This is a genomic window from Microbacterium sp. C448 (genome assembly GCF_000582705.2).
Taxonomy (GTDB): domain Bacteria; phylum Actinomycetota; class Actinomycetes; order Actinomycetales; family Microbacteriaceae; genus Microbacterium; species Microbacterium lacus_A.
Window position 1 is genome coordinate 1 of the sequence record NZ_HG779766.1, and the last position, 22,577, is coordinate 22,577.

Below are 22,577 nucleotides of genomic sequence, written 5' to 3' on the forward strand. Positions count from 1 at the left end.
AATCCCTGCCAACTACTTGACGCGGGACACAGGAGGACAATGCAGCGAAATGAATACACCTAAATGGCGCACCGGCTCCCCCGGACAGATCATCCTCTCACTCGCCCTGATCATGACATCCGTGGCCATGGTCGCGTTCCTTTTCAACGGCGACCACCTTGGCAACCCGGCCTGGCACCCGCACGCCCGCTTTCATGGCGCGCAAACCGCTGGTATCGGCATGGCCATGGGACTGCTGGGTCTCTGGCTGCTGTGGCGGCCAACAACCGATCGACGCCCGGGCATCATCGCTGCCGCCGTGCTCGCCGCGATACCCCCGCTCTCCGAGTTCGGCGCACTGCTTGTACCGGGCACAAGCCCTATCCCCAACGCGACAAATCCGAACACGATCTCGATCTGGGGGCTCGAGGTACCCGGCAACCTCATCGCCTTCGCAGCCATGCTGATCCTGATCGCGGTCGGCCTGACACTCGCCCTCCGTGGTCTTCGCTCCTCGGAGAAGGAGAATTCCATCCGCGCTGAATCAGGCCCTCGATCGAACGAGTGAATCACACGCAAGTGCGAACCGCATCCAGGTCGGAGAACTCCAGCTGAGTGGCCACGCCGACGTCCGCGCCGAGCGGGAACCACCGGGCCGGCGGGGTCTGATTGGACAGCCGCCGACCGACGACGACCCAGACAGTCGTCCCGCAGCGGCAGGTATACGAGCCCGGCCACTACCTCGGCTCCTCGGTCCGGTATCCGCCAACAAGTCTGATTCGTCGCGCGATAGCGTCAGGTAACTACCTGCTCCAGAGCACGCCCGCTAGTCGGCGCTGAGGACTACTTAACGCTTCGCACCAACTTTCCGGCTGCTCGCTTCTTGAGCATGCGATCGACGATGAGACCCATGATGATCCAACCGCCGAGTGTAGTAATGATCCAGACGATAAGAGTTGCGAGGATCCAGGTCTCGAATCCGGCGATCTGGATGCCGCCGGGAAACCAGGTGGCGACCCAGAGTGCAAGAAGGGTGGCGATGAGCCCTACTCCGCCAGTAAGGGGTGCGGCATAGCGCTGAGCGATGGAGAGCACGAAGGGCCCCAGGATGACATGCGAGAGCGTGAACACGCCGAGAGCGATGAAGAACCCCGTGAAAGTGAGAGTGACGCCGGTGAGCGTGAAGTGAACCACGATCAGCGCGATCGCGCCGAGCACGAGTTGAGAAAGGATCTGGAGGAGGAAACGAATCATCTGGGCCAACATTTCAAGGTGAGGGAGTGGGATCAGTCAAGGTGAGGGAGTCGGATCAGCGACTTTGTCTTGGCCGATGCTCGTACGGCGGCGCGGCACGTGGGGACTTCGAGCTTGCGGTAAGTGGAACGCGTGAGGGACTTCACCATGCGGTGAGTGATCCCCAGGTGTGCGGCGATCTCTCACCAGTCATCGTGGTTCGCAAGCACACGAGGACGCCCCGCTCACAGTCCGTGTGCTCTTACATTAGCTGCGCCGATGTGCGCGTGTCGGAAAACGTTCATCGGTCTCATCCGCCAAGGATGAGAGGCCAATTCTCTGTGGCATGAACAGGAGAGGCTGTCTACGATGAACGGTTTGTTGCCTGGTCTGAGCCCGTCGAAACGGGGGTCGTGAAGTCTTGGTCGGGTCGAGTTCGAGATCGCGAAGACGCACCCGCTCGGCTGATGAATAGGACGACGCGAGAGCCACAAGTCCGGCGTCATCGTTTCCTCGATGCCCCCGTCGATGTCCTGAGCTTCGATCGCGCCGAAACCGGCCTCATGTTCTCGCGACTGGGCGCAGGTCTGGGCAAATGGAGCCACACGCGGAAACTCGACTCGCTCATGGCGAGCGTTCGGATGTAAACCGTGACGTCCTCGGGTTGGCCGGCGTGAATATCGCTACCGGGTTGAACGGCACGTTCGTGGTAACGGATGGCACACCACGGATGCATGTCTCGACACAGCGAAGGTACGCCTCCAAGCCGGCAATTGTCGTCGTGGTACTCACCCTCCTCTTCGGTGCTGTTCCTCACCGACATGCTGGAAGAACTGCCGATCACTCGGTTAGCAGACACCCCACGGAGGGTTGCGCAGACCTACGTGGACGTCTTTGCTGGTGTTGAGCTTGACGAGCGAGCTCCTCTCCGCAAGGGTGGCCCCGTGCCTGAAGGAGTGGACTTCGTCGCTTTGCGCGGGCTTGAGTTTCGATCCACCTGCGCACACCACCTATTGCCCTTCTCAGTGTCGGTTCACATCGCGTATGTCCCCGGTGATTGGCTAGTGGGTATCGGTTCAATCGGGCGGAGTCGTCAAATTCTGAGCACCCGGCCACAACTGCAAGAGGAACTTGCCCCAGCAGCCCGCCAATGCAATTCAGGAAAGCGCTGACGCCGAAGGATCGCTCGTCGTCATCAAGGCCCGGCATTCATGTATTGCTGACCGCGGCCCACGCGAAGCGGCATCGAAACTCATCGTGGTGGCCGCTTCAGGGTCTCTACGCGATACCGCCTGCCGCGCATCCGCCCTCATGTGCCTTCGCGATAGCAGCACTTCCTCTGATCGACACGAGACTTTCCCTCGACGGTGCGGATGCGACGTGCCGCTTCGTCGGTCTAGCCGGCCGTGGATTCGCAGAGTGCTCGCCCGAGGGGACACTTGGCGGACCAATCCATCTGAGCCCCAACTCTGTCACCGCCGCGCGGCTTGCGATGATAGTGGGCGCGTACGCTCAACCGACGTTTGCCGACGGAGGAACCGTGGGTCGTGGTATCTCCGACCGTGGAGCAGTCGAGCTGCTGCGAAGGACCCCCTCGCATTTCGATTTCGTCGGAGAGTCACGGACGTAGCGCGCGGGACCGTTGCTCGTCAGCCTTGCGCGAGTTCAGCCATGTCCTGCCATTCGTCCCACGTCTTGAGCCGCGCTGCATAGTCCGCTTCCGCGATTGGTCGGGGAGCTGTCCCGAAAAATACTCGCAGCGGCGGCTTCTCGGCGTCGACGATTCGCATCATCGCCGCCGCGGATGCTTCGGGACTTCCAGGGACCTGCGATTGGCGTTGCTGCTGACGCCGCTGACGAGCTCCGTCGTATGCAGCAATCGGCGTCGAGCGGCTGGCGCTTGCCCCACTCCAGTCAGTCGCGAATCCACCTGGCTCAATCAACGTCACGTGAATGCCGAACTCGGCGACTTCCTGCGCGAGCGATTGCGAGAAGCCCTCGAGCGCCCATTTCGACGCGTGATAAATTCCGAGGTTGACGAACGCTGTGATTCCTCCGATCGAGGACACTTGGATGATGTGGCCGTACCCCTGCGCCCGCATGATCGGCACGGCCGCCTGGGTGACCCAGAGCGCGCCGAAGACATTCGTCTCGAACTGGTCTCGCGCTTCGCTCTCGGTCACCTCTTCGACCATCCCAAATTGGCCATAGCCAGCGTTGTTCACGACGACATCGAGCCCGCCGAAGTGCGACGCGGCGGCGGAGACCGCCGACAGGTCAGACTGCCGATCAGTCACATCCAGTTCAATGGGCAGGATGGTATCGCCGAACCGCTCGACGAGATCATCGAGGGTCGAGATATCTCGCGCCGTGGCGGCCACCCGGTCACCTCTCTCGAGCGCTGCGATAGCCCACTGGCGGCCGAAGCCGCGAGACGCGCCAGTAATGAACCAAGTCTTCTGAGGCATACATTCAGCCTACGGCCGAGAAGGGCACGAAAACCGACGGATAGGCTGATACTGTTCCGGGCACCGCGCGGGACCAGGGGAAAGAGTGAGTGCGATGTCTCGTGAAGGTCAGTCCAAGCCTGGCGGCGAAAGGCTCCTTGACGATGACCGTTCGCTGACCGCCCCACAGAAGGTCTTCGCCGTCCTCGATGCCCTTTACCGGACACGACGACCGATGTCGCTGTCTGCGATCGGCCGATCGACCAGTCTTCCTCTTACGACCGTGCACCGCATTCTCGGGGAGCTGGTCGACTGGGGGGGCCTCGAACGCGACGAGAACGGGGTGTACCGCATCGGCCTGCACCTCTGGGAACTCGGATCGCTTGCTCCGCGCAGCACCGGGCTGGTTGATGCGGCACTGCCGTTCCTCGAAGACCTATATGAGGCCACTCATGGAAACGTGCGACTCGGCGTAAGAGAAGGCACCGAAGCGATCTTCGTATCGCATCTCTCCGGTCATGGCTCAGTACCGCTCCGTACACGGGCCGCAACCCGACTGCCGATGCGCACAACGGGTGCGGGGCTGGTGCTGCTCGCCCACGCCCCCGCAGATGTGTTCAACGATGTGGTCGAGAAGACGCTGCCGCGTTTCACACCGTTCACTATCGTCGACGACGGCTCGCTTCGTCGGATCCTCGCGGACGTGCGTCGCGACGGATACGCCATCTGCGATCGACAGATGACAAGCGAAGCGGTCTCCGTTGCGGCTCCGATCAGATCGGCATCCGGAGACGTCATCGCCGCCGTCTCGGTCGCGGTCCGCGGTGAAGGTACACCGGCAGTGCGAGAACACATACCCGCCGTGTTGATGGCTGCGCGAGGCATATCGCGCGCACTTGCCGATCAACCTCCCGCATGGCTGCAAGCATCTGCGGCATCGGCCTGATTAAGCCCGAATGCGGTCGAGTCTTACAGTCACGAATACTGTGCAACGAAGGTATGTTCCCGGATGGTCTCGGCGAAGGCGCCTGGGGCCTCGAGGTGCAGCATGTGTGCGCCAGGGAGCTCCACATAGCGTGCGCCCGGAATGCCTCTCGCGAGTGCTTGCGCGGCGGGCCGAGGAACCGAAAGGTCGGCTCGACCCGCGACGATCGTCGTGGACACGCGAATTTCGCTTAGTCGTGTCCGCACATCATGCTGCGAAATTAGACGCCAGAAGTGTGCAACAACACGCGGGTCGTTGGCGAGCAGCATCCTCGCTGCGGTGTCGACAAAATCCGGGGTGTGCTCGAGAATGTCGGCGCTGAACCACCGCTGCAGTGTTGAGGGCATCATCCCGCCCATGCCTAGTCGCTCCGTGTCGGCCGCCCGCTGGAGCATCGCGTCTGCCGGCGACAACGCAGGGGCACATGCCACCACCAGAGACCGTATTCGCTGAGGGTGCCGGAGCACGGCGTGCAGCGCCACCATTCCGCCAAGTGACAGCCCGACGACATCCAGGGGTCCGAGCTCGAGCGGAACGGCCTCGAGCACGGCATCGGCGATATCGTCGAGGCTCGGTAGCTCGGCACCGGGAGCCCCACCGTGACCAGGCAGATCGACAGCCAGCGCGTTATCGATCGCTACGCCGTCCCACGTGTGCCGGTCCAGTCCGATCGGGTGGAGCAGAAGAGTCGTCACGGGGCGGCCGGTTCGCCTTGCGGGGCCGGATCGTGTAGCTCGACGTATTCGACGCGCGTGATGGTCGCCATCCGACCCACTGCCTTCGTGCGCGCTGTGCTGTTCTCGATCACGTGCCGGTATTCAGAGGTCTCGAGCGCCCCGATGCCGTCGAGCTCATAGAGAGCGACGAACTTCGGAGAGCCATCGGCCATCTGGAAGCGCCGCGCAGACAGGAACCCCGGACAGGCGAGGCGCTCAGGGATGTGCTCCTCCCAGTACCAGGCATCCAGTTCTGCGACATCCTCCGGTGCGACCTCCATCTGCACCATCAGCAGTCCCTTGACCTCAGTATCGCTCATGCGCTCCTTCTCTCTGATTCGCGTGCGCCGTCGGCCGCGCGTTCGAGGTCATCGACCCATTCGACATGCTCCAGCACCGTCTCGCGGAATCCCCGGGGGTTGTCGAGGTGCACCATGTGTCCGCCGGGAATGCGGCGTACGCGATGGTTGACGAACAGGGCGGCGAGGCGCTCGGCTGCACCGATCCCGACATAGTCGTCCTCTCCGATGATGACCGTCACCGGATAAGTATTTCCCTCCAGCGCTGTCACGAGATCGTGATCGGCCATCGCCCGCTGGACGTTCGCGAGACCGTCCCACGAGATCGTCTCGAGCACCTCGCGGAGGTATCGCACGGCCTCGCCGTCATCTGCGATCGTGGACGGCCGCAGCCAACGTGCGATCAGCTCGTCGACCTGCGGGCCGGTCGCGGCGGTCGCCTCGGCTCGTTCGATCAGCGGAGACCGGTTCGACACGCCGGCCGGAGTGTTTGCGAGGACTGCCGAGCGGACTCTGTGCGGATGTTGGACCATCACATGCTGCGCGATAATGCCGCCCAGCGCCACGCCGACGAGGTCGAGCCGGTCGACTCGTCCGCGGAGGGCCTCATCGGCCAGCCCGTCCAGAGTGACGACCTGCGACTCGCGGCCGCCATGCCCGGGATACACGTATGCCTGCTCCTGCGGGAAGCCGGTCAAATCGTAAGCGCGTGCATCCTGGGCCATCCCTGGGAAGAGCAGCAGCTGCTTCATCCGGACTATGCCTCCAGCCGCGGGATCTCGACGTAGACCCGACGGATGTTCGTGTTGAGCATCCGTCCGATCTCTTTCGTCCGCGGATCGGGGGGATTGATGAGCCGCTGATACTCCGGGCTGTCCAGCACCGACACATCCTCGAGGTCGTATATCGCGAGGTACTTCGGCGGGCCACCGTCGACGATCTCGAACCGGCGCCCGCTCAGGAAACCCGGAACAGCAAGTCGCTCGGGAAGATGCTCCTGCCAGTACCACGTGTTCAACTCGTCTTCGTGCTCAGGCGCGATGTCCATCTGCACGTGCAGCAGGCCCCGACGCTTCTGTTCTGCCACGGTCTTCTCCTATTCCTGTGTTACGGATCCCGGTGTCGACGGAAGAATCGCACCGGCCTTCTCGTAGATTCGATCTAGCAGACGCATCGCACGTGCCGCGTCGCTGAGGTCGAACGCAGGCATGTCTCCCCGCAACACCCGCTCGATGGCGTCGTTCACGAAGAACGGGTAGGTCTTCATGTTCATGGTGCTGACCTCCCACGTCTCGATGCCCCCCTCTGGCGTGGTCACCTGCACTTCGGTGGGGGTACGGGCGACGTAGTACGAGGCGGCCGTCCGCACCGAGAAGTGCATATCCATGTACTCGTCCGGCGAGGTGTAACGGTAGCCGGTCTGGATCGTCGCAAGACTCGTGCCGACCTTGAGGATCACCGACGCGTAGTCCTCGATGGAGAGGTCCCAAGCCGTGTTCGAGATCGCGGCGCCCACTACCTCGACCGGCTCGTCCGGCACCAGGTAGGGGATGAGGTCGAGAAAGTGGATGCCCAGATTGATAAGCGCTCCGCCTCCGGAACGGGCGCGGTCTAGCACCCAGCCCGACGCCATCCGTTCGTACTGCTGCGGCGGCCGCCCGATCATGGTGAACGAGAGATGGTCGAAGCGCTCGCCGGCCGAGTGTTCCCGCATCCGGGTGACCCATCCGTTCTGACGGAAAACGAACGGTACGGCCGCGAACGCGTCGCGCTCGGCGGCGAGTTCCGCGATGTGCGAGACCTGCGCGCCGTTCAGTCCCGCCGGCTTCTCGATGATGAATGGGATGCCGCGTTCGATGAGAAACTCGGCCGTCGCCGCCATCTCGGCATGGATACCGAGCACGAGCGCGAAGTCCGGCTTGGTCTGCTCAACGAGTTCGCGGTAGTCCGCGAGGGCGATCGTCCCGAGTCGTTCGGCGACCTTCTGCGCACCGGCGAGATCGGGGTCGGAGACGCCTACATAAGAGAGGTCATCGCGTTTCTGCATCGGCTCCAGGAAGAGCGGCAGATGCCAGTGGGTTACGCCGATCAGGACTGTGCGAAGCATGTCGAGTTCTTTCCCTTGTGAACTGTTATCGGATGTCCGCCGATGGATCAGGCATAGGCCGCGGCTGACCCTTCGTGGGGTGCAGCGAGGGTGATCGCGCCGCCGGACGAGAGCTTCCGGAGCTGATCATCCGTCAGGCCCGCTACGTCTCGCAGCACCGACTCGGTGTCTTCGCCGAGTCGGGGCGGGGCGATATGACGGGTGCGGCCTCCGTGGGTCTTGATCGGGTTGCCGACGGCACGGATGCTGTCCCCGCGGCCTTCGAGTTGCAACACCATGTCGCTCTGGACCACCTGGGGGTCGGCGAGGGCGGCATCGACGGTGTTCACCGGCGCCGACGGTACACCGTTTGCCGCAAGCCTCGCCAGAGCCTCGGCGGCATCCAGCTCGCCAACGGCCGCCTCGAGCGCCGCATCGAGTTCGTCGCGATGCTCCCTGCGAAGGTCATTGTCGAGGAACCGTTCATCGGCGACTAGGTCTTCGCGCTCGAAAGCACGCGCGAGACCCTGCCAGAACGGCTGCGTGTTCGCGGCCACGACGATGTCTTTGCCGTCTCGGCAAGTGAACGCCCGGTAGGTGGGGATGCTCATGTGCCCGCGACCCTGACGACCAGCGACGTCGCCTGAGGCGAGGTAGTAGCTCGCGACGTACGAGAGCATTGACACCTGTGCGTCGAGCATCGAGACGTCGATGCGCATGCCAATGCCCGTCCTGCCCACCTCGAGCAGGCCGGCGAGCGTGCCGACTGCACCGTACATGCCGGCGCAGATGTCTCCGATCGGCAGCCCGGAGCGCACCGACTTGCCGCTTTCCTCACCCGTGAGCGACATGCCGCCGGCGAGCGCCTGGACGACGATGTCGAACGCGGGCAATGCCCGGTAGGGGCCATCCGGTCCGAAGCCGGTGATCGAGCACAGCACCATCCGCGGATTGACCCGCAGAAGCGCGTCGAAGTCGATTCCGAGCTTGGCCAGCGTACCCGGGCGGAAGTTCTCGATGACGACGTCAGCACGCATGGCCAACGCAAGAAGCGCGTCGGCGCCGCCTGGCGCCTTTAGATCGAGGACGACGCTCTCCTTGTTGCGATTCGCGCTGAGGTAGTACGCGCTGTCACCGTCTTCGAAGTACGGACCGATGCGCCGTGTCGGGTCGCCTGTGGGCGGCTCGACCTTGATGACACGTGCGCCGAGATCGCTAAGGATCTGACTCCCGAATGGACCTGAGAGGTGCTGGGTGAGGTCAAGGATGGTGACGTGTTCCAGCGGCCCCTTGCGTGTCGAGCTCACCTGCCTCGCGTGGTCGGTCATGGCTGCTCCTCCAGCTGTACGGCAGCGAGGGCCGATTCTTCCTCGCTTGGAATCCATCGGACGAGAACGACGTCGTCTTCGGTGCGTTCAAACGCTGCTCGCACCTGGTCGCCGATCTTCACCTCGCCATCGGCATCGGCGTCACCGGTCGAGGTCACCACGGCTCCGTACATGCGGATGCCTTCGGGAAGTTCGAGGAGCGCGACCGTATAGGGCACAGCCGTGAATGCCGGGTGCATCGAGCGGTGATAGACGGCATAGCTCCACACCTCGGCGGTGCCCGCGAGCTGCGTCCACGTGGCGGCGGTACTGACGCACTCTGGGCACAACTCACTGGGCGGCCAGCGGAACACACTGCAGGAGCTGCATCGTTGCGCCGTCAGCCGTCTCTCGTGGGTCGCGGCCCAGAACGGGGCGGTGAGCACGTTGTGCGTGTCAGGAAGCAGTCCTTGGTACGTCATGATCTCGTCGTCAGAATTGACGCCGCCCCCTTAAGAAAGTCGTGAGATGAACAATCGAGGGTGACCTCGATCCCCTCTATCTGGCGCTCCCCTGCTTCACCGCGCAGCTGGCGGACGGCCTCACAAAGGTGGAGCCATCCCCACATGTAGCTCTCGGAGAGTTGGCCGCCGTTCGTGTTGACCGGCAGGGAACCGCCCGGTCGGGTGTGACCTTCGGCGAGGAAGCGGCCTCCCTCGCCGACCGGTGCGAAGCCGTACCACTCGAGCATCTGGAGCACCCATACGGATGTCGCATCCTGGATGTAGAGGGCATCGATGTCTTCGGGGCGGTACCCGCTGCTGGCCCAGAGATCACGAGCGAGTTCGCCGAGCCAGGGGCGCATCAGACTGTCGCGATCGTGGTCAGCCCGGAAGGCGGTGCGCTCGGCCATGCCGTCGATCATGACGGGCTGCTTTGGAAGATCCTTCGCGCGCTGCTTCGAGGTCACCACGAGAGCGGCCCCCCCATCCGAGATCATCGTGAGGTCGGCACGGCGCAGCGGCGCTACGAGCGGATCGCTCGAGAGATAGTCGTCAATCGTGAGCGGAGTACGGAAGATGGCCAACGGATTCTTCTGCGCCCACTCACGCTGGCCGACCGCCACCCAGCCCAACTGTTCCTCAGTTGTGCCATACAGCTCCTGGTGGCGCCGGAATGCGAGCGCCGCCGGTCCGGCGACATGCACAACTCCGGCGAGCGCCGCCATTTCGGCACCGCCCCCGACCGAGATGCCGAATCCCGAGCGCATCGAGCGCTGGTTCGTGCCGTATGCAAGCACGATTGTCTCGGCCATACCCGCCTCGATCGCCATCACCGCGAGATGAAGCGAGAAGTTGCCCGTGCCGTAATCGAGGGTCGCGCCAAACCTCGGGTTCACTCCGAGCAGGTGCCCGATTTGTTCGTCGATGCCGAAACGGTCATGCAGATTCCGGCAGGTTATGAGCCCATCGACATCTGCCTTCGTGAGTCCGGCGTCCACGAGCGCGAGTTCGATCGCCTCGATGGCGATTTCGTTCGCTGTCCGACCGGGAAGCTCGCCCTGTTTCGTCGTTCCTACGCCGACGATCGCGACCTGCGCTCGCATGCTAGGCCTCGGTGTGCGGCACGAAGTGCACGTCGGAAGCGCGGATGCCGATGGTGACCGTGTCGCCGACAACGATCGGCGTCGCCGACGGAAGCTCACCACGGACCTTCGAGTCGCCGACCGAGTACAGCACGTCGAGGTGACGACCGAGGTATGAGACTCGCTCGACCTTCGCCGGCCATACGTTCTCTGCCGACTCCGCCGCGCTCCCGGCGAGCAGGCTCTCGGCGCGGAAGACCGCGGAGGCGGACTCGTGAACATCGTTGGCGGCGGTCTCGGCGGCAAGGACGGGCGTGGCGATGCCCGGGACGGTCAACCGCTCACGGGCGCCATCGAGTCGGCCGGGAAGGATGTTCGCATGACCAACGAAGTTCGCGGCGAACTCAGTGCGCGGCCGGGAGTAGATCTCGCGCGGCGCATCGGATTGCTCAACCAGACCGTCGTTGAGCAGCACGACCCGGTCGGACATCGACATAGCTTCGGTCTGGTCGTGCGTGACGTAGACCGCGGTGATCCCGACGGCACGCTGCAGCGCGAGGATCTCGAACCTCATCTGCTCGCGTAGTCCCGCATCGAGGTTCGACAACGGCTCATCAAAGAGGAGGACCTTCGGACGGGTGACGATCGCGCGGGCGAGCGCAACACGCTGCTGCTGACCACCGGAGAGCTCAGTGCCGTACCGTTTCGCGAACTTGCCGAGCCCGATGAGGTCGAGAACCTCGTCGACGCGGGTCTTGATCTCGTCCTTTTGCAGGCCCTTGAGGCCGTAGCCGACATTCTTCTCGACAGTCATGTGCGGCCACACAGCGTACGACTGGAACACCATGTTGATGCCACGTTTCTCGGGCTGCACGTGCTTTCCGGGACCTGCCACAACCGTGTCGTCGATCGTGATCGTGCCTGCGGAGGCGGGTTCGAGGCCTGCGATACAGCGCAGGGTCGTTGACTTGCCGCATCCGGAAGGGCCGAGGAGCGTGAGGAACTCTCCCGGCAGGATGTCGAATGAGATGCCCTTCACCGCCTCGACGTTGCCGTAGTGGATGCGCAGATCTCGGACGCTCAGCGACGCACCGACGCGCTCCTGCGTCGCGGTCGTCGTCCTGTCAATCGTCATAGACATTGGGTTTCCATCTCTGCGTGGGTACTGATTCGGATGTTCACAGTTGGGAGGAGGTGAGTCGGACGCGGAAGACATATCTCGCCAGGATCAATCCGGCAAGCATCACGAGCGACATCAACAGGCCGACTACTGCGGCCTGATTGAGCGAGCCGTTCTCGACGTAGTTCCAGGCGAGCACGGACAGTGGCTGGGAGCGGGGACCGGCTACGATCACCGCCTCGTTCACCTCCCGCGACGAGAAGATGAACAGGAGCACCCATGCCGACATCAGTGACGGGGCAACGAGCGGCATGGTGACCGTGGTAATCGCGCGGAACTTGCTCGCGCCGGACATGCGCGCGGCTTCTTCCAGGGACCCATCGACTTGCATCAAGCCGGTGGCTGCGAATCGAGTCGCCTGCGGCATATACGTGGCGACCAGGGTAATTATCAGCAGCGCCAGCGTCGCATACAGCGGCGTGCGCACATAGAGCCAAATGATGCCTGTTGCGAACACGATTCCCGGAACCGCCATTGGGAAGTTCGAGATGTAGTCGATGATCGTGGCGATGCGTCCGCGTTCGCGCACGGTGATATAGGCGACACCAAGGCCGATCAGCACTGCCACAGTGGGTGCGAGCAGTGCGATCCACACGGTATTGAGCAAGGCGCTGGTCACATCCGGGGAGGTGACGACCGTCCAGAGACTGTCGAGCGAGAACTGCATCTTGCGGAAGTCTGTGATCGTGTAGGGCGACAACGAAATGAGGATGATCGCCGCGTACGGCAGCACCGCCGCCAGGAATCCGTAGAGCGCGACGAGGATCGTGACTGGCCAGCGTGCCCAGCCCAGCTTCACGACGCGCGGACGCGTGGCCTTTCCACCGACCGTGACGAACCGGGCGCTGTTGCGAATAGAGCGGCGATAGAAGTAGATGCCGGCCAGGGTGAACCAGAAGATAAGCGTACCGATCGCGGCTGCCGCGGGCGGATCAGATGGAAAGACCGTCATCTTGCGGTAGACCTGCACGGCGAGCGGTGAGAAGCCCGTGTCAAGGCCGAGGGCGGCGGGGATCGCGAAGATCCCGGTCGCGAAGACAGCGATCATGAAGAACGCGGCCGTCAGTGAGGGGCGGACGATCGGGAGTGTGACCTTCATCGCAGTCGCGACGATGCCGCGGCCGTTCATGTAAGACGCCTCTTCGAGACCCGGATCCATGTTCTTCAGCGACGCCGAGATGAGCATGTAGGTGTAGGGCAGGAAGTACAGCAGCATCACGAAGATCACGCCCGGCACTGTGCCGATGTCGATGAATGTCGCGTCGGTGCCGAAGATCCAGCGCAGGTTCACGTTGATGATGCCCGAGCGCGGCGCGCCGAGCATGTTCCAGGCGACTGCGCCGATGAAGGGCGAGATGAACAACGGAACGATCACGCCGAGTTCGAGAACTGCTCGAAGCCGCACGTCGGTGCGCGCGAGTATCCAGGCCGCCAACGCACCGAAGACCACCGCCAGTACTGCGACGCTGAGCGCCATCAGGAGTGTGCCGATGAGAGAGCCGAGGTACGCCGTGGTCCCGTAGACCTCCATGATCGCCCGAAGCGAGAACGTGGTGCCGGGAAGGCCGGGCGCCGCGCTTTGGAAGGCGCCGAAAAACACCATCGCTACGGGCACGAGGATCAGGCCGCCGAGCAGGATCAGGATGACGACCGCGAACGGGCTCGGCCCGCGCTTAGTCGCTTTCCGACGCGTCACCGCCTCCGCTGTAGTCTTCCTCGTCGGCGGGTCGGGATCCCCGTTTCGTCCGCTGCTGGTGGCCGGGGCGGGGGCATTGATGGTCGTCATCCGGTGTATCCAAACATTTCATTCCAGCGATCGAAGTAGTCGCCATCTGCACTGATCGCCGCGAGGAACTCGGGATCGGTGCCGAAGTCGAACCAGGTGTCGTCGCCCGCCGGCTGGTACCAGTCCAGGTCGGTGAACTCACGTCCGTCAGTCGCCTCGGCATTGATCGGGGCGGTTTGCGACAGCTTCGACCAGAGCGAGTTCGCGTCGGGCTCTGCGGCCCACTCGAGGAACAGCCGCGCGGCGTTCGGGTGCGGGGCGTCTGCGACGATTCCGGTGAGTGCGCTCGATCCGGTCGCTGGCGTCGCGTAGGCGAACTGCAGCGGAGCGCCGTTCTGGACGATCTGAGCTGCCGGGATCGAGTCGACGATCGGGAAGGCGAAGTCGATCTCGCCCTGGATGACGTTCTGCACCAGCGTGAGGTTGTCCGCGATCATCGCTGTGTTGTCGGCGATGTCCTCAAGGCCGTCCCAACCCACATCGGCGGCGGCGGCGCCGTCGCTGTAGAGGTACCAGAACGCCCCGACACCTTGGGACACCTGCGGCTGAACGACGCCAACCCGACCGGCGAACCGTGGGTCAGTCATGGCCTTGACGGGGTCCTTCAAGATCAACTCGACCTCGTCCTCAGTCACGTTGTCGGGATTGTAGGTGACGGTTTGCTGGGTAGAGCTCTGCAGGGCCCAGTAGTAGCCCGGGTCGCCGAGATCTTTCGACAGGAGGTCGCTGTTCTGGGGCGTGTACTGCGCGATCCAACCGTTCTCCCGCGCATCCGCCATCGTGGCTGCGTCAACCACGCCGAACACATCGGCGATCGCCTGCCCGGCCGACTGCTCTTGCGCGAACTGCTGATAGAGCGGTGCAGCGGTGTTACGCAGAATCGTCACCGGGATGCCGTACTCCTTGGTGAAGCCGTCACTCCAACCCCGCAGAACCGACTCGGTCGAGTCCGCGTACAAAGTAAGACTGCCCTCGGCCTGTGCTGCCGCCGTTAGCGCCTCGAGGTTGAAGGCGCTCCCACTCTCGGTAGGTGCTGTGACCGTTGTGGGCACGGCCGACGAACACGCAGCCAGGCCTGTCGCTGCGACTATGAGCAGCGTTGCGTACACGCCTTTCGTGCGCATCACAGCTCCGTTCCGATGTTCATCGCGTGTTCGCCGACCGTCACATTCATCCGGAGTATCCGAAGGTCTCGTTCCACTTCGGGAAGTAGGAGCCGTCGGCCTTCATCGCCGTCAGGAACGCTTCGTCGCTGCCGAAGTCGAACCACGTGTCATCTCCGGCCGGCGCATACCATGCCTCATTCACGATCTTGCGAGAATCAGTCGCTTTCACGTTGGTCGGAGCGGACTGCGAGATCGTCGAGTAGAACGCGTTCGTCTCGGGGAGAGCAGCCCACTCCAAGAACAGACGTGCTGCGTTCGGGTGGGGCGCATTCTGCACGACGGCCACACCATCGGTCTGACCGATGGTCGGTGTCGCATAGACGTACTCGAGCGGGGCACCGTTGTTGGCGATCTGCGACGAGATGAAGGAGTCGACCATCGGCACCGCGATATCGATCTCGCCCTGAATCATGTTCTGGCCCAGGGTCAGGGTGTCGGAGATCATGCCGACGTTCTTGGCGATGCCCTCCATACCATCCCAGCCGAAACCCTTCGCTGCACCGTCCGTGTACAGGTACCAGAACGCCTGGACGCCCGAGGAGATCTGCGGGTTGACGACACCGACGCGGCCCGCGAAGATCGGGTCGGTCAGCGCGTCAAGTCCCTTCTCCTGAATGAGTTCGATCTCATCGTCTGAAAGGCTGTCGGCGTTGTACGCGATCGTCTGGGCGTTGCCGTTCTGGACCGGATAGTAGTACCCCGCCCGGCTCTCGGACTCGGGATACTGATCCGCATACTGAGGTGTGTACTCCGCGATCCAGCCATTCTCGATGCCCTGGTCCAGTGCAACATGGTCGACGATACTGATGACGTCGGCCTGTTGCTGCCCAGCCGATGCTTCCTGGGCGAACTGCTGAAACAGCGGGCCTGGAGTGTTGCGCACGATGAACACCTGGATGCCGTACTCCTCGGTGAACTTGTCGGCCCACCCTCGGAGGCTGGCCTCGGAGGCATCACCGTAGATCGTGAGGCTGCCCTCGGCCTTGGCCGCTGCCGTCAGGGTCGCCAAATCGAACGCGTCGCCCGACGATGAGCTCACCGGTGTTGCAGGCCCCGACGAGCATGCCGCGAGGCCGATCGCGGCCGCGGTGAGGATCGCTGCGCATAGGACCCTACGTGTTCTGGTACTCATCAATGTTCCTTCGCTTCGGTCGTGGTCATGGTGTGGTCGCGTGTGCTCATCCTGAGTAGCCGAACGTCTCGTTCCACTTCGGGAAGTACCAGCCATCGGCTGTCATGGCCTCGAGGAATTCGGGATCCGAACCGAAGTCGCTCCAGACGTCGTCCGTCTTCGGCGAGAACCAGGGCTCGTCGAGGTAGGTACGAGGGTCCTCGACGTCGCTGCGCATCGGGGCGTTGTTCGCACCCACCGCCCACGCGCTGACACCGTCGGCGGAGGCGGCCCATTCAGAGAACAGCCGCGCGGCGTTCGGGTGGGGCGCGTTCTCGACGACCGCAAGAGCGGACATGACCGCGACAGTCGGGTCTGGGTAGACGAAGCCGAGCGGGGCGCCGCTGCCGGTAATCAGCGAGATCACGTAGCTGTCGGCGAGCGGCAGCCCGAAGTCGACTTCACCTTGGATGACGTTCTGCGCGATCGTCACGGTATCCGAGATGGCGCCAGTATTGGCCGCGATGCCGCCCAGACCATCCCAGCCGAAGTCTTCGGCCGCAGGACCATCCGAGTAGAGGTACCAGTACGCCTGCAGCTGCTGGCCAGCCTGAGGGGCGACCACGCCGACACGATCGGTGAGGCCCTTGCTCTCGAGGAAGCCCATCGGGTCGGCCTGGAGCTTTTCGACCTCTTCAGGCGTGACCTTGTCTGTGTTGTATGCGATGACCGGCGAGGTGACGCTCTGGACGGCGTAGTAGTAGCCCGCGCGTGCGTATTCCGCCGGAAGGGCGTCCGCCTCCTGGGGTGTGTACTCGGCGATCCAGCCATTGTCGACCGCCTGGTCGAGAGCCGAGTGATCGAGAATGCTGAGGACGTCAGCCTGGGCTTGCCCAGCCGATTCCTCCTGCGCGAACTGCAGTCTCATAGTCAGATCCCCAAGCCGCCGCATGGCGAAGGCGCAGCTGACTCACACTCAGACCCGTAGAAGGACACCATCAACGACCAGGAGGGCCGCATGGCATCGACCCGAGCGCGTGGCAATCGACGTGACTTGGCGCATGCGTAGCTACCCGACGGACGGTGTCGCGGTCGCGGTCGCTGCGACGACACGGTCTCACGTGGCTCAAGCCCGATGCCCCCGCAGGGTTGACGCTTGCGGCGGTTGTGTTTCGCCGATTGATCTCAATCGACCAGCACGTCCGCCGCCGCCGCCTTCGGATCCGAATCGACAAGCCCCCGATCGCCCCGCTTCGCACAACGCGGCGCTGTCCTGGCACGCTATCTCGTCGCGATCCCCAAGAGCGCCCAGATCTCCGGAAGGTGCGAACCGGCGAGCGGCCGCTCAGAACTCGCCGATCGCCATTCCCAACCGGAGGTAGAGGTCGGTGACGGCCTCGTCGTTCACGCGGTACTTGATCCAGATCCCTCTCCGGGACTGCCCCTCTACCGGGGGTGGGTCGGCGATGACGAGGCCGGCCGCTGCGAGCTCGTCGAGGATCGGCTTGATCGTCGACGCACCAAGTTCAAGTGCGTCGCAGATGGGGCCGGCGGTGACGTCCGGGTTCGATCGCAGGTATCGCAGGACCGCTGCTTTGACGAGGCTCCCGAGAAGCGCGATCGGCTCCTCGGAACCCTCGGAACCCGCTGGCTGAGCGATACGAGGCATGAGGTCCATTCTGCTGCACCGACCGTGCACACGTCCAGCAAACAATACGACTTAGGGGTTTACTCGAAGACAACACTGCTATACCGTGTGGTCATGGTCGGGTTGAGCAAGCCACAGGCACCGCGGTCGAACGCGGCGCTCGCAGCCTTGTCCCCCAAACTTCCTACAGACGACTCGCTCATTCACGGCCTAAAATTCGCTCACCCAACTCGGCTCTGTCGCGAGGTGTCCACACGCACGCATTTGTGCCGAGTTGTCCACAACCTTGGGTCGGTTCCTTTTCCGTGCTGCCCCCGGATGCGTAAGATGCCGCCACGGCGACCGTCGCTCGAGCCGTTCTCCCCGTGCACGGTGGCCATCCTGCAAGATCAGGAGGGCTGACCAATGACGACAAATCAGGCTTCAGGGCGGCGCGGACTCGCGTGGGCGATCATCGGCGGCCTCGTCCTGATCGCCGGAATTGTCGCGATCATCGTCAGCTCCACCCTCTCCTCCCCATCCCCTACCGGTAGCCCCGGCGGAAACTCGAATACTCCGAGCCCGGGTGGAACGGAATCAGCGGGCGGTGAGTTCGTGGATCCTGCGGTCTCTGAGCGTGGATGGGTACCGGAGCCGATCACAACTGACCCCGAGACCTATATCCCGGCCGCGCTCGAAGCGGCTTCCACGTTCGACACCACATTGAGCACCCGCGAAGAATGGTTGGACTACCTCGACAGCTGGTTCACGCCAGACACCCGCTACACGTCGGAAGCCGACCAACAGTCATCGGTAGACGACGCGCAGGTCGAGTTGCGGACGGGTGTTGTCCTTCCTCAGGAGGAGTGGGACTCGCTCGCCCGCGAGGATGGCCGCGTCGTAGCGAAGACGAGTGGGGACGTCATCTACGTTGCCGTCAGCGATGACGCATCCGGTGACATGTCGATCGGCACTTCGGACGTGACGTTGACGTTCACCCGGTCAGATGGCGACGGAGGGGAGACGGCGTACGAGGAACCGGTGCGGGTGAGCGTCCAGGTGCTCTGCGGGCCGGCATCGGTGCCGACACTCGAGTCGGCGCAACAGGCTGGGGATTGCAAGGTGGTCCGCTACTTCACGGAGCCGTTGGAGCTCTGACATGGGAGCCCCGATGGTCGCCGCCGCAGCCCTCAACACGAGGACTGGCCGGAAGATCCTGATCGGGGCGAGCCTCGCTGCCCTCCTAGCGGTCGCGTTCCTGCTGACGCCGCTGATCGCCGTCCCGTTCGCCGTCGCGGGCAGCATCGTCAGCACCACCTCGGCTGGGTCCGGTGCCGCTCCAGCGGTCAGCGGCGAGTGGGGATTTCCGCTCGCCGGGGACTACTCCAAAGGTCGCGGGTTCGGGTACAACCCGGTGCAGGGATGCAGCTACTGCTCCACGGATCATCAGGGCTACGACATGGCCCAAGGCTGTGGAGCCACCGTCTACGCCGCCGGGCCCGGCGAAGTGATCACTGCCGGCTCCTATCAGGGCTACGGCAACGCGGTCCGCATCGACCACGGCGGCGAGATCGTCACCCTCTACGGCCACATGCAGTGGGACTCGCTGCGCGTCACCGTCGGGCAGGCGGTCACCGCCGGTACCCCGCTGGGCGCGGAAGGCAACACGGGGAAGTCGTTCGGCTGCCATCTGCATTTCGAAGTCCGGGATTCCGGAACTCCGGTAGCCCCGGAGCCGTTCATGGCCGCCCGCGGCCTCCCCCTGATGTAGGCCACCGAGCAAGGGAGCACGATCATGTCCAGGCGCACCACTCCCGGGAATGTCGACATCCCCGACATCCAACCCGACTTCTCGGCCCCGTTCTTCCAAGGCTTCCAAGTCATCGCGTCCTACATCCTGGCCGGGGCGATGCTGGTCGTGCTGATCATGTTGATCATCGCCGGCGCTGCCCTCGCATTCCGCGGGTTGGCATCGGACCGGGTCCGCACCTGGGCAGGCGAGAACATCCTCTGGATCTTCATCGCCGCCGCCGTGCTTGGCGCCGCATCCGGTCTATTCGCCTGGTTCGTGAACTTCGACTTCGGTTTCTGATGAACCTGTCGCGCGTTCTCCGTCTCGGCATCGTCGTGGGCATCGCGCTGACCGTGGGATCCGGCACCGCCGCGCAAGCGATGACGACGCATGCCCCCAGCCCTGTGCGGATGGAGGTCGTTGGCGGAGAACCGTGGTCGGCTCCCGCCTATCCCGTCGACTGCCAGATCGCCAGCGGACAAGTCACCTGCACACCGACCGATCCAGGAAACGTCACACCTCAGCAGTGCTTCATAGGCGTCTCTCTGGGCGGCGAAAAGGCGACGGTCTGCACGACCTACGAGGGGCACGCGCGGGCGATCCAATCCGACGGAGGCAAGGCGCTCACTGTGAAGTACGGGTGCAGCCTTGGCGATGCCGTCTGCGTCACGTTCGAGAATGCCGGTCGCGGGATGGCGTTGGCGGCGACCGGGATGATGTTCCTCGTCGCGGAGAACATGCGCTTCGATACCAGCAGCCTGTTGTGGACGGCGGCGGTCGATCAGTGGTCGTTCTGGCAGTGGGCGATCCTCATCATCACGTTCGGGGCGATGGTGTGGGCCATCGCCGCCGCGGTCGTCTCGGGCGACCGGGCCGAACTGGTCGGAGCGTTGGTGCGGTCCTTCATCGCGATCCCCGCAGTCGCGATCACGCTGTGGCTGACCGGACATCTGTTGAACGCGGTCGATGAGATGACCTGGTACATCCTCAACGGCGAGGGCCCCGCCAGCATGTACTCGACGTTGCAGTCGGTGATGTGGGCGGGCGGACAGGCGAACTACTTCTTCGCGTTCCTCATCCACTTCCTCCTTATGCTCGGGATGCTGCTGCTCATGCTGGTGTTCGCGTTCCGCAACATCGTGCTGGCCGCGCTGATCATGGTCGGTCCGGTTGCATGGATGCTGTTCCCGGTCCGCGGCATCGGACCGCAATGGGTGGTCCGGTATGTATCCGCGGTGATCGTACTGCTGCTGACGGGGCCGCTCACGATCGGGTTCGTGACCCTCATCATCAACGGCCTCGCCGGGGTGAAGACGATCTGGAACCCGCAGTCCTGGCCGCTGCTGGTCGGGCTCGTGTTGGTGGCGTTCGCGCCGTTCGCGATCTTCGGACTGTTCAGCTTCGCCGGTGCGGTCGCCGCCGACGGTGTCGGGTCCCGTCTCGGCTCGCACGGCGGGCGGATGGCCACCGGCGCCGCCCGCTCCGCTGCACAGATCCCCACCCGCCTGGGCGGGCTACCCTCCGGTGTGCGCCCGGCCGGCAGCTCGTCCGCATCCACCGGCCCCTCTCCGAGGTCCGCCTCGACACGCTCGACGTCGGCGGATTCGCCGCGCGGTGCGCTCTCTCCCGCCCAGACCCGCACCGCCCCGTCGAGCGGTCCTGGGTCGAGCGGTAGTGCCGGGAAGCCCGCGCCGTCACGTCCGCCGGCGACGTCGCCGCAACCTCCGACCACGGATGGGAGATCGTTATGACCGCCACACCCGAGTACGCGCGCCCTGTCCGGTTGCCGCGCCGGTCACGGCAAGGCGTCGTGATGGGCATGGACCCCTGGCAACTCGCCTTCCTCGCCACGGCGGCGCTGATCCTGCTGGTGTTCGTGAACAGGTTCGGCCCGCTGGGGCTGTTGTATGGGGCGCCGCTGTATCTCGGGTTCGGCGTGACCGCGCTCACCAGCATCCACGGGGTCTCTACCCCGCGGATGGCCGGGCTGTGGCTGATGAAGCAAGTCCGGCACGCCGGCGGCGCCACCACGCACACGTTCCGCCCCGAACGGCCACGCCTGGCCGGGACGCTGAACCTTCCCGGTACGCGGGCCTCGATCCAGCTGTGGGACACCGGCCAGGCCGGCGCCGTCTACAACCCCCACGACCGGTCCGTGTCCGTGATCGCAGAGCTCGAGGTGCAGGGGTTTTTGATGCATGACCTGCCGGAACGGTTCGACCTGGCCGAGCAGTTCGACCGGGTCCTGGGCCCGTTCACGCAACGCCCGGGGGTGAAGCGAGTGACGTTGCAGGAACGCACCTTGCCGACCACGATCCGCGCCGCCCGGGAACACTACGACACCGTCCGCCGCGTCCAAGACCTCAACCCGGACTCCCCGGTCGCGCACAACTATCAGGATGTGATGGACCGGTCCGAACGGTTCGAGGTCGCCCACCGCAACTACCTGATCCTCACCCTCGACCTGGTCGTCCTCGGCTCACAGCTGAAGGCGCTCGGCGGTGGCCAGGACGCGATTCTCGCCCTGGCGCAGATCGAAGCCGGCAACCTCGCCGACGCCCTGACGGCGGCGAAGATCACCGTGCGCCGCTGGCTGACCCCGCGCGACGTCGCCGCTCTGGGGCGGCTCGCGTTCGACCCGGAGTTCGCGGCGGTCGTGCAGAACCGTCCCGATGCCCTGACCGGGGTGGACCCGGTGGCGATTGGGCCGATGTATCTGGACGAACCCGCGCACCGCAACGGGATTGTCGTCACCGACTCGGGCGTGCACACCACCCTGTGGGTGCACGAATGGCCGCGATCGGACTCGCCCGTCGGGTTCCTCGCCCCGATCGTGTTCGCCCGGCACCCGAACACCGGGGAGGCGATCACCCACATCCTGTCCATCGTGCTGACGCCGGTGCCGGTGTCGAAGGCGTTGAAGCGGATCCGGGAGGAGAAGAAGGTATGGCGGGGCAACGAGTCGCTGCGGGCGAAGCGGGGCGCGGACGGGTCGGCAGCGGACGCCGCGGACTGGCGCGCGCTGGAGCAGCAGGAGCAGGAGATCGCGAACGGGCACGGCGAGTTCCACTACGGCGCCTACCTCACCATCACCGCGCCCGACGAGGAACGCCTCGACCAGGCCTTGGCCGGGATGCGCAACGCGCTGTCTCGTGCCGGGATGGAGGCGCAGGTCTTGTACTGCCAGCAGGCCGAAGCGTTGATGGTGAACGCGCTGCCGATCGGGTTGGGGATGAAGTGATGGCCCGCCACACCGCCACCTTCACCCCCGCCGACCT

The 22,577-nt window shown here is 64.2% G+C and carries 25 protein-coding genes; 9 read left to right on the forward strand and 16 right to left on the reverse strand.

Features of this window, described 5'->3' with window-relative positions; translation table 11 throughout:
- Window positions 1–49: 49 nt before the first annotated feature.
- Entirely contained in the window at window positions 50–547 is a 498-nt protein-coding gene (locus tag MIC448_RS13055; protein WP_051513862.1) for a DUF6640 family protein, read from the forward strand.
- A 275-nt stretch (window positions 548–822) separates the two neighbouring features.
- On the opposite strand, the gene MIC448_RS13060 is transcribed toward MIC448_RS13055, so the two are convergent.
- Complete coding sequence (locus MIC448_RS13060; protein WP_243420032.1) at window positions 823–1,233, reverse strand: phage holin family protein; 411 nt, start codon at window positions 1,231–1,233, stop codon at window positions 823–825.
- A gap of 800 nt (window positions 1,234–2,033) precedes the next feature.
- On the opposite strand from MIC448_RS13060, the gene MIC448_RS16740 reads away from it, so the two are divergent.
- Window positions 2,034–2,384, forward strand: coding sequence for a GTP cyclohydrolase I (locus MIC448_RS16740; protein WP_373457233.1), 351 nt, complete (start codon window positions 2,034–2,036; stop codon window positions 2,382–2,384).
- The gene (locus tag MIC448_RS16745) at window positions 2,344–2,925 is read left to right on the forward strand and encodes a GTP cyclohydrolase I (protein ID WP_081766410.1); all 582 of its coding nucleotides are present in this window, start codon (window positions 2,344–2,346) and stop codon (window positions 2,923–2,925) included. The genes MIC448_RS16740 and MIC448_RS16745 overlap by 41 nt, the downstream gene beginning before the upstream one ends.
- Here MIC448_RS16745 and MIC448_RS13075 read toward each other — a convergent pair.
- On the reverse strand, window positions 2,862–3,680 hold the full coding sequence (locus MIC448_RS13075) for an SDR family oxidoreductase (protein WP_036300514.1): 819 nt from the start codon (window positions 3,678–3,680) through the stop codon (window positions 2,862–2,864). The genes MIC448_RS16745 and MIC448_RS13075 overlap by 64 nt on opposite strands.
- Before the next feature lie 94 nt (window positions 3,681–3,774).
- On the opposite strand from MIC448_RS13075, the gene MIC448_RS13080 reads away from it, so the two are divergent.
- Window positions 3,775–4,605: an IclR family transcriptional regulator gene (locus tag MIC448_RS13080; protein ID WP_081766411.1), complete on the forward strand. Its 831-nt coding sequence runs from the start codon at window positions 3,775–3,777 to the stop codon at window positions 4,603–4,605.
- A 29-nt stretch (window positions 4,606–4,634) separates the two neighbouring features.
- On the opposite strand, the gene MIC448_RS13085 is transcribed toward MIC448_RS13080, so the two are convergent.
- The 14 genes from MIC448_RS13085 to MIC448_RS13150 all read right to left on the reverse strand — a co-directional run bounded on the left by MIC448_RS13085 (window position 4,635) and on the right by MIC448_RS13150 (window position 17,549).
- Window positions 4,635–5,339: an alpha/beta fold hydrolase gene (locus tag MIC448_RS13085; RefSeq protein ID WP_036300515.1), complete on the reverse strand. Its 705-nt coding sequence runs from the start codon at window positions 5,337–5,339 to the stop codon at window positions 4,635–4,637.
- Window positions 5,336–5,680, reverse strand: a complete 345-nt coding sequence (locus tag MIC448_RS13090; RefSeq protein WP_051513863.1) for a DUF4286 family protein — start codon at window positions 5,678–5,680, stop codon at window positions 5,336–5,338. The genes MIC448_RS13085 and MIC448_RS13090 overlap by 4 nt, the downstream gene beginning before the upstream one ends.
- Window positions 5,677–6,411, reverse strand: coding sequence for an alpha/beta fold hydrolase (locus MIC448_RS13095; RefSeq protein ID WP_036300516.1), 735 nt, complete (start codon window positions 6,409–6,411; stop codon window positions 5,677–5,679). The genes MIC448_RS13090 and MIC448_RS13095 overlap by 4 nt, the downstream gene beginning before the upstream one ends.
- Window positions 6,412–6,416: 5 nt before the next feature.
- The gene (locus MIC448_RS13100; protein ID WP_051513867.1) at window positions 6,417–6,746 is read right to left on the reverse strand and encodes a DUF4286 family protein; all 330 of its coding nucleotides are present in this window, start codon (window positions 6,744–6,746) and stop codon (window positions 6,417–6,419) included.
- A 9-nt stretch (window positions 6,747–6,755) separates the two neighbouring features.
- A complete protein-coding gene (locus MIC448_RS13105; protein ID WP_036300517.1) occupies window positions 6,756–7,766 on the reverse strand; it encodes a Gfo/Idh/MocA family protein in 1,011 nt (336 codons plus the stop codon).
- 47 nt (window positions 7,767–7,813) lie between these two features.
- Complete coding sequence (locus MIC448_RS13110) at window positions 7,814–9,073, reverse strand: CaiB/BaiF CoA-transferase family protein (RefSeq protein ID WP_198517664.1); 1,260 nt, start codon at window positions 9,071–9,073, stop codon at window positions 7,814–7,816.
- Window positions 9,070–9,534 carry a Zn-ribbon domain-containing OB-fold protein gene (locus MIC448_RS13115; RefSeq protein WP_051513868.1) on the reverse strand — a complete coding sequence of 155 codons (465 nt, stop codon included), beginning with the start codon at window positions 9,532–9,534 and terminating at the stop codon, window positions 9,070–9,072. Before MIC448_RS13115 ends, MIC448_RS13110 begins: the two co-directional genes overlap by 4 nt.
- A complete protein-coding gene (locus MIC448_RS13120) occupies window positions 9,531–10,658 on the reverse strand; it encodes a hypothetical protein (protein ID WP_036300524.1) in 1,128 nt (375 codons plus the stop codon). The genes MIC448_RS13115 and MIC448_RS13120 overlap by 4 nt, the downstream gene beginning before the upstream one ends.
- Before the next feature lies 1 nt (window position 10,659).
- Entirely contained in the window at window positions 10,660–11,772 is a 1,113-nt protein-coding gene (locus MIC448_RS13125) for an ABC transporter ATP-binding protein (RefSeq protein ID WP_051513871.1), read from the reverse strand.
- Between the two features lie 43 nt (window positions 11,773–11,815).
- Window positions 11,816–13,513 (reverse strand): iron ABC transporter permease, encoded by a 1,698-nt coding sequence (locus MIC448_RS13130; RefSeq protein WP_157814004.1) that lies wholly within the window; start codon window positions 13,511–13,513, stop codon window positions 11,816–11,818.
- A gap of 86 nt (window positions 13,514–13,599) precedes the next feature.
- Window positions 13,600–14,727 carry an ABC transporter substrate-binding protein gene (locus MIC448_RS13135; protein WP_081766413.1) on the reverse strand — a complete coding sequence of 376 codons (1,128 nt, stop codon included), beginning with the start codon at window positions 14,725–14,727 and terminating at the stop codon, window positions 13,600–13,602.
- A 46-nt stretch (window positions 14,728–14,773) separates the two neighbouring features.
- Window positions 14,774–15,901 (reverse strand): ABC transporter substrate-binding protein, encoded by a 1,128-nt coding sequence (locus MIC448_RS13140; protein ID WP_157811199.1) that lies wholly within the window; start codon window positions 15,899–15,901, stop codon window positions 14,774–14,776.
- Window positions 15,902–15,947: 46 nt separating this feature from the next.
- Window positions 15,948–16,808: an ABC transporter substrate-binding protein gene (locus MIC448_RS13145; RefSeq protein ID WP_036300533.1), complete on the reverse strand. Its 861-nt coding sequence runs from the start codon at window positions 16,806–16,808 to the stop codon at window positions 15,948–15,950.
- Window positions 16,809–17,225: 417 nt separating this feature from the next.
- Window positions 17,226–17,549 (reverse strand): helix-turn-helix transcriptional regulator, encoded by a 324-nt coding sequence (locus MIC448_RS13150; protein WP_100813230.1) that lies wholly within the window; start codon window positions 17,547–17,549, stop codon window positions 17,226–17,228.
- 384 nt (window positions 17,550–17,933) lie between these two features.
- Between MIC448_RS13150 and MIC448_RS13155 the strand changes: the two genes are divergently transcribed.
- Genes MIC448_RS13155 through MIC448_RS13175 form a run of 5 tightly spaced genes read left to right on the forward strand, consistent with a single transcriptional unit; the run spans window position 17,934 to window position 22,540 of the window.
- Window positions 17,934–18,665: a hypothetical protein gene (locus MIC448_RS13155; RefSeq protein ID WP_036300535.1), complete on the forward strand. Its 732-nt coding sequence runs from the start codon at window positions 17,934–17,936 to the stop codon at window positions 18,663–18,665.
- A 1-nt stretch (window position 18,666) separates the two neighbouring features.
- Entirely contained in the window at window positions 18,667–19,278 is a 612-nt protein-coding gene (locus MIC448_RS13160) for a M23 family metallopeptidase (protein ID WP_051513873.1), read from the forward strand.
- Between the two features lie 24 nt (window positions 19,279–19,302).
- The gene (locus MIC448_RS13165) at window positions 19,303–19,599 is read left to right on the forward strand and encodes a hypothetical protein (protein WP_036300536.1); all 297 of its coding nucleotides are present in this window, start codon (window positions 19,303–19,305) and stop codon (window positions 19,597–19,599) included.
- On the forward strand, window positions 19,599–21,050 hold the full coding sequence (locus tag MIC448_RS13170) for a hypothetical protein (RefSeq protein ID WP_036300537.1): 1,452 nt from the start codon (window positions 19,599–19,601) through the stop codon (window positions 21,048–21,050). The genes MIC448_RS13165 and MIC448_RS13170 overlap by 1 nt, the downstream gene beginning before the upstream one ends.
- Window positions 21,047–22,540: an SCO6880 family protein gene (locus tag MIC448_RS13175; RefSeq protein ID WP_036300538.1), complete on the forward strand. Its 1,494-nt coding sequence runs from the start codon at window positions 21,047–21,049 to the stop codon at window positions 22,538–22,540. The genes MIC448_RS13170 and MIC448_RS13175 overlap by 4 nt, the downstream gene beginning before the upstream one ends.
- The last annotated feature ends 37 nt before the right edge of the window (window positions 22,541–22,577 follow it).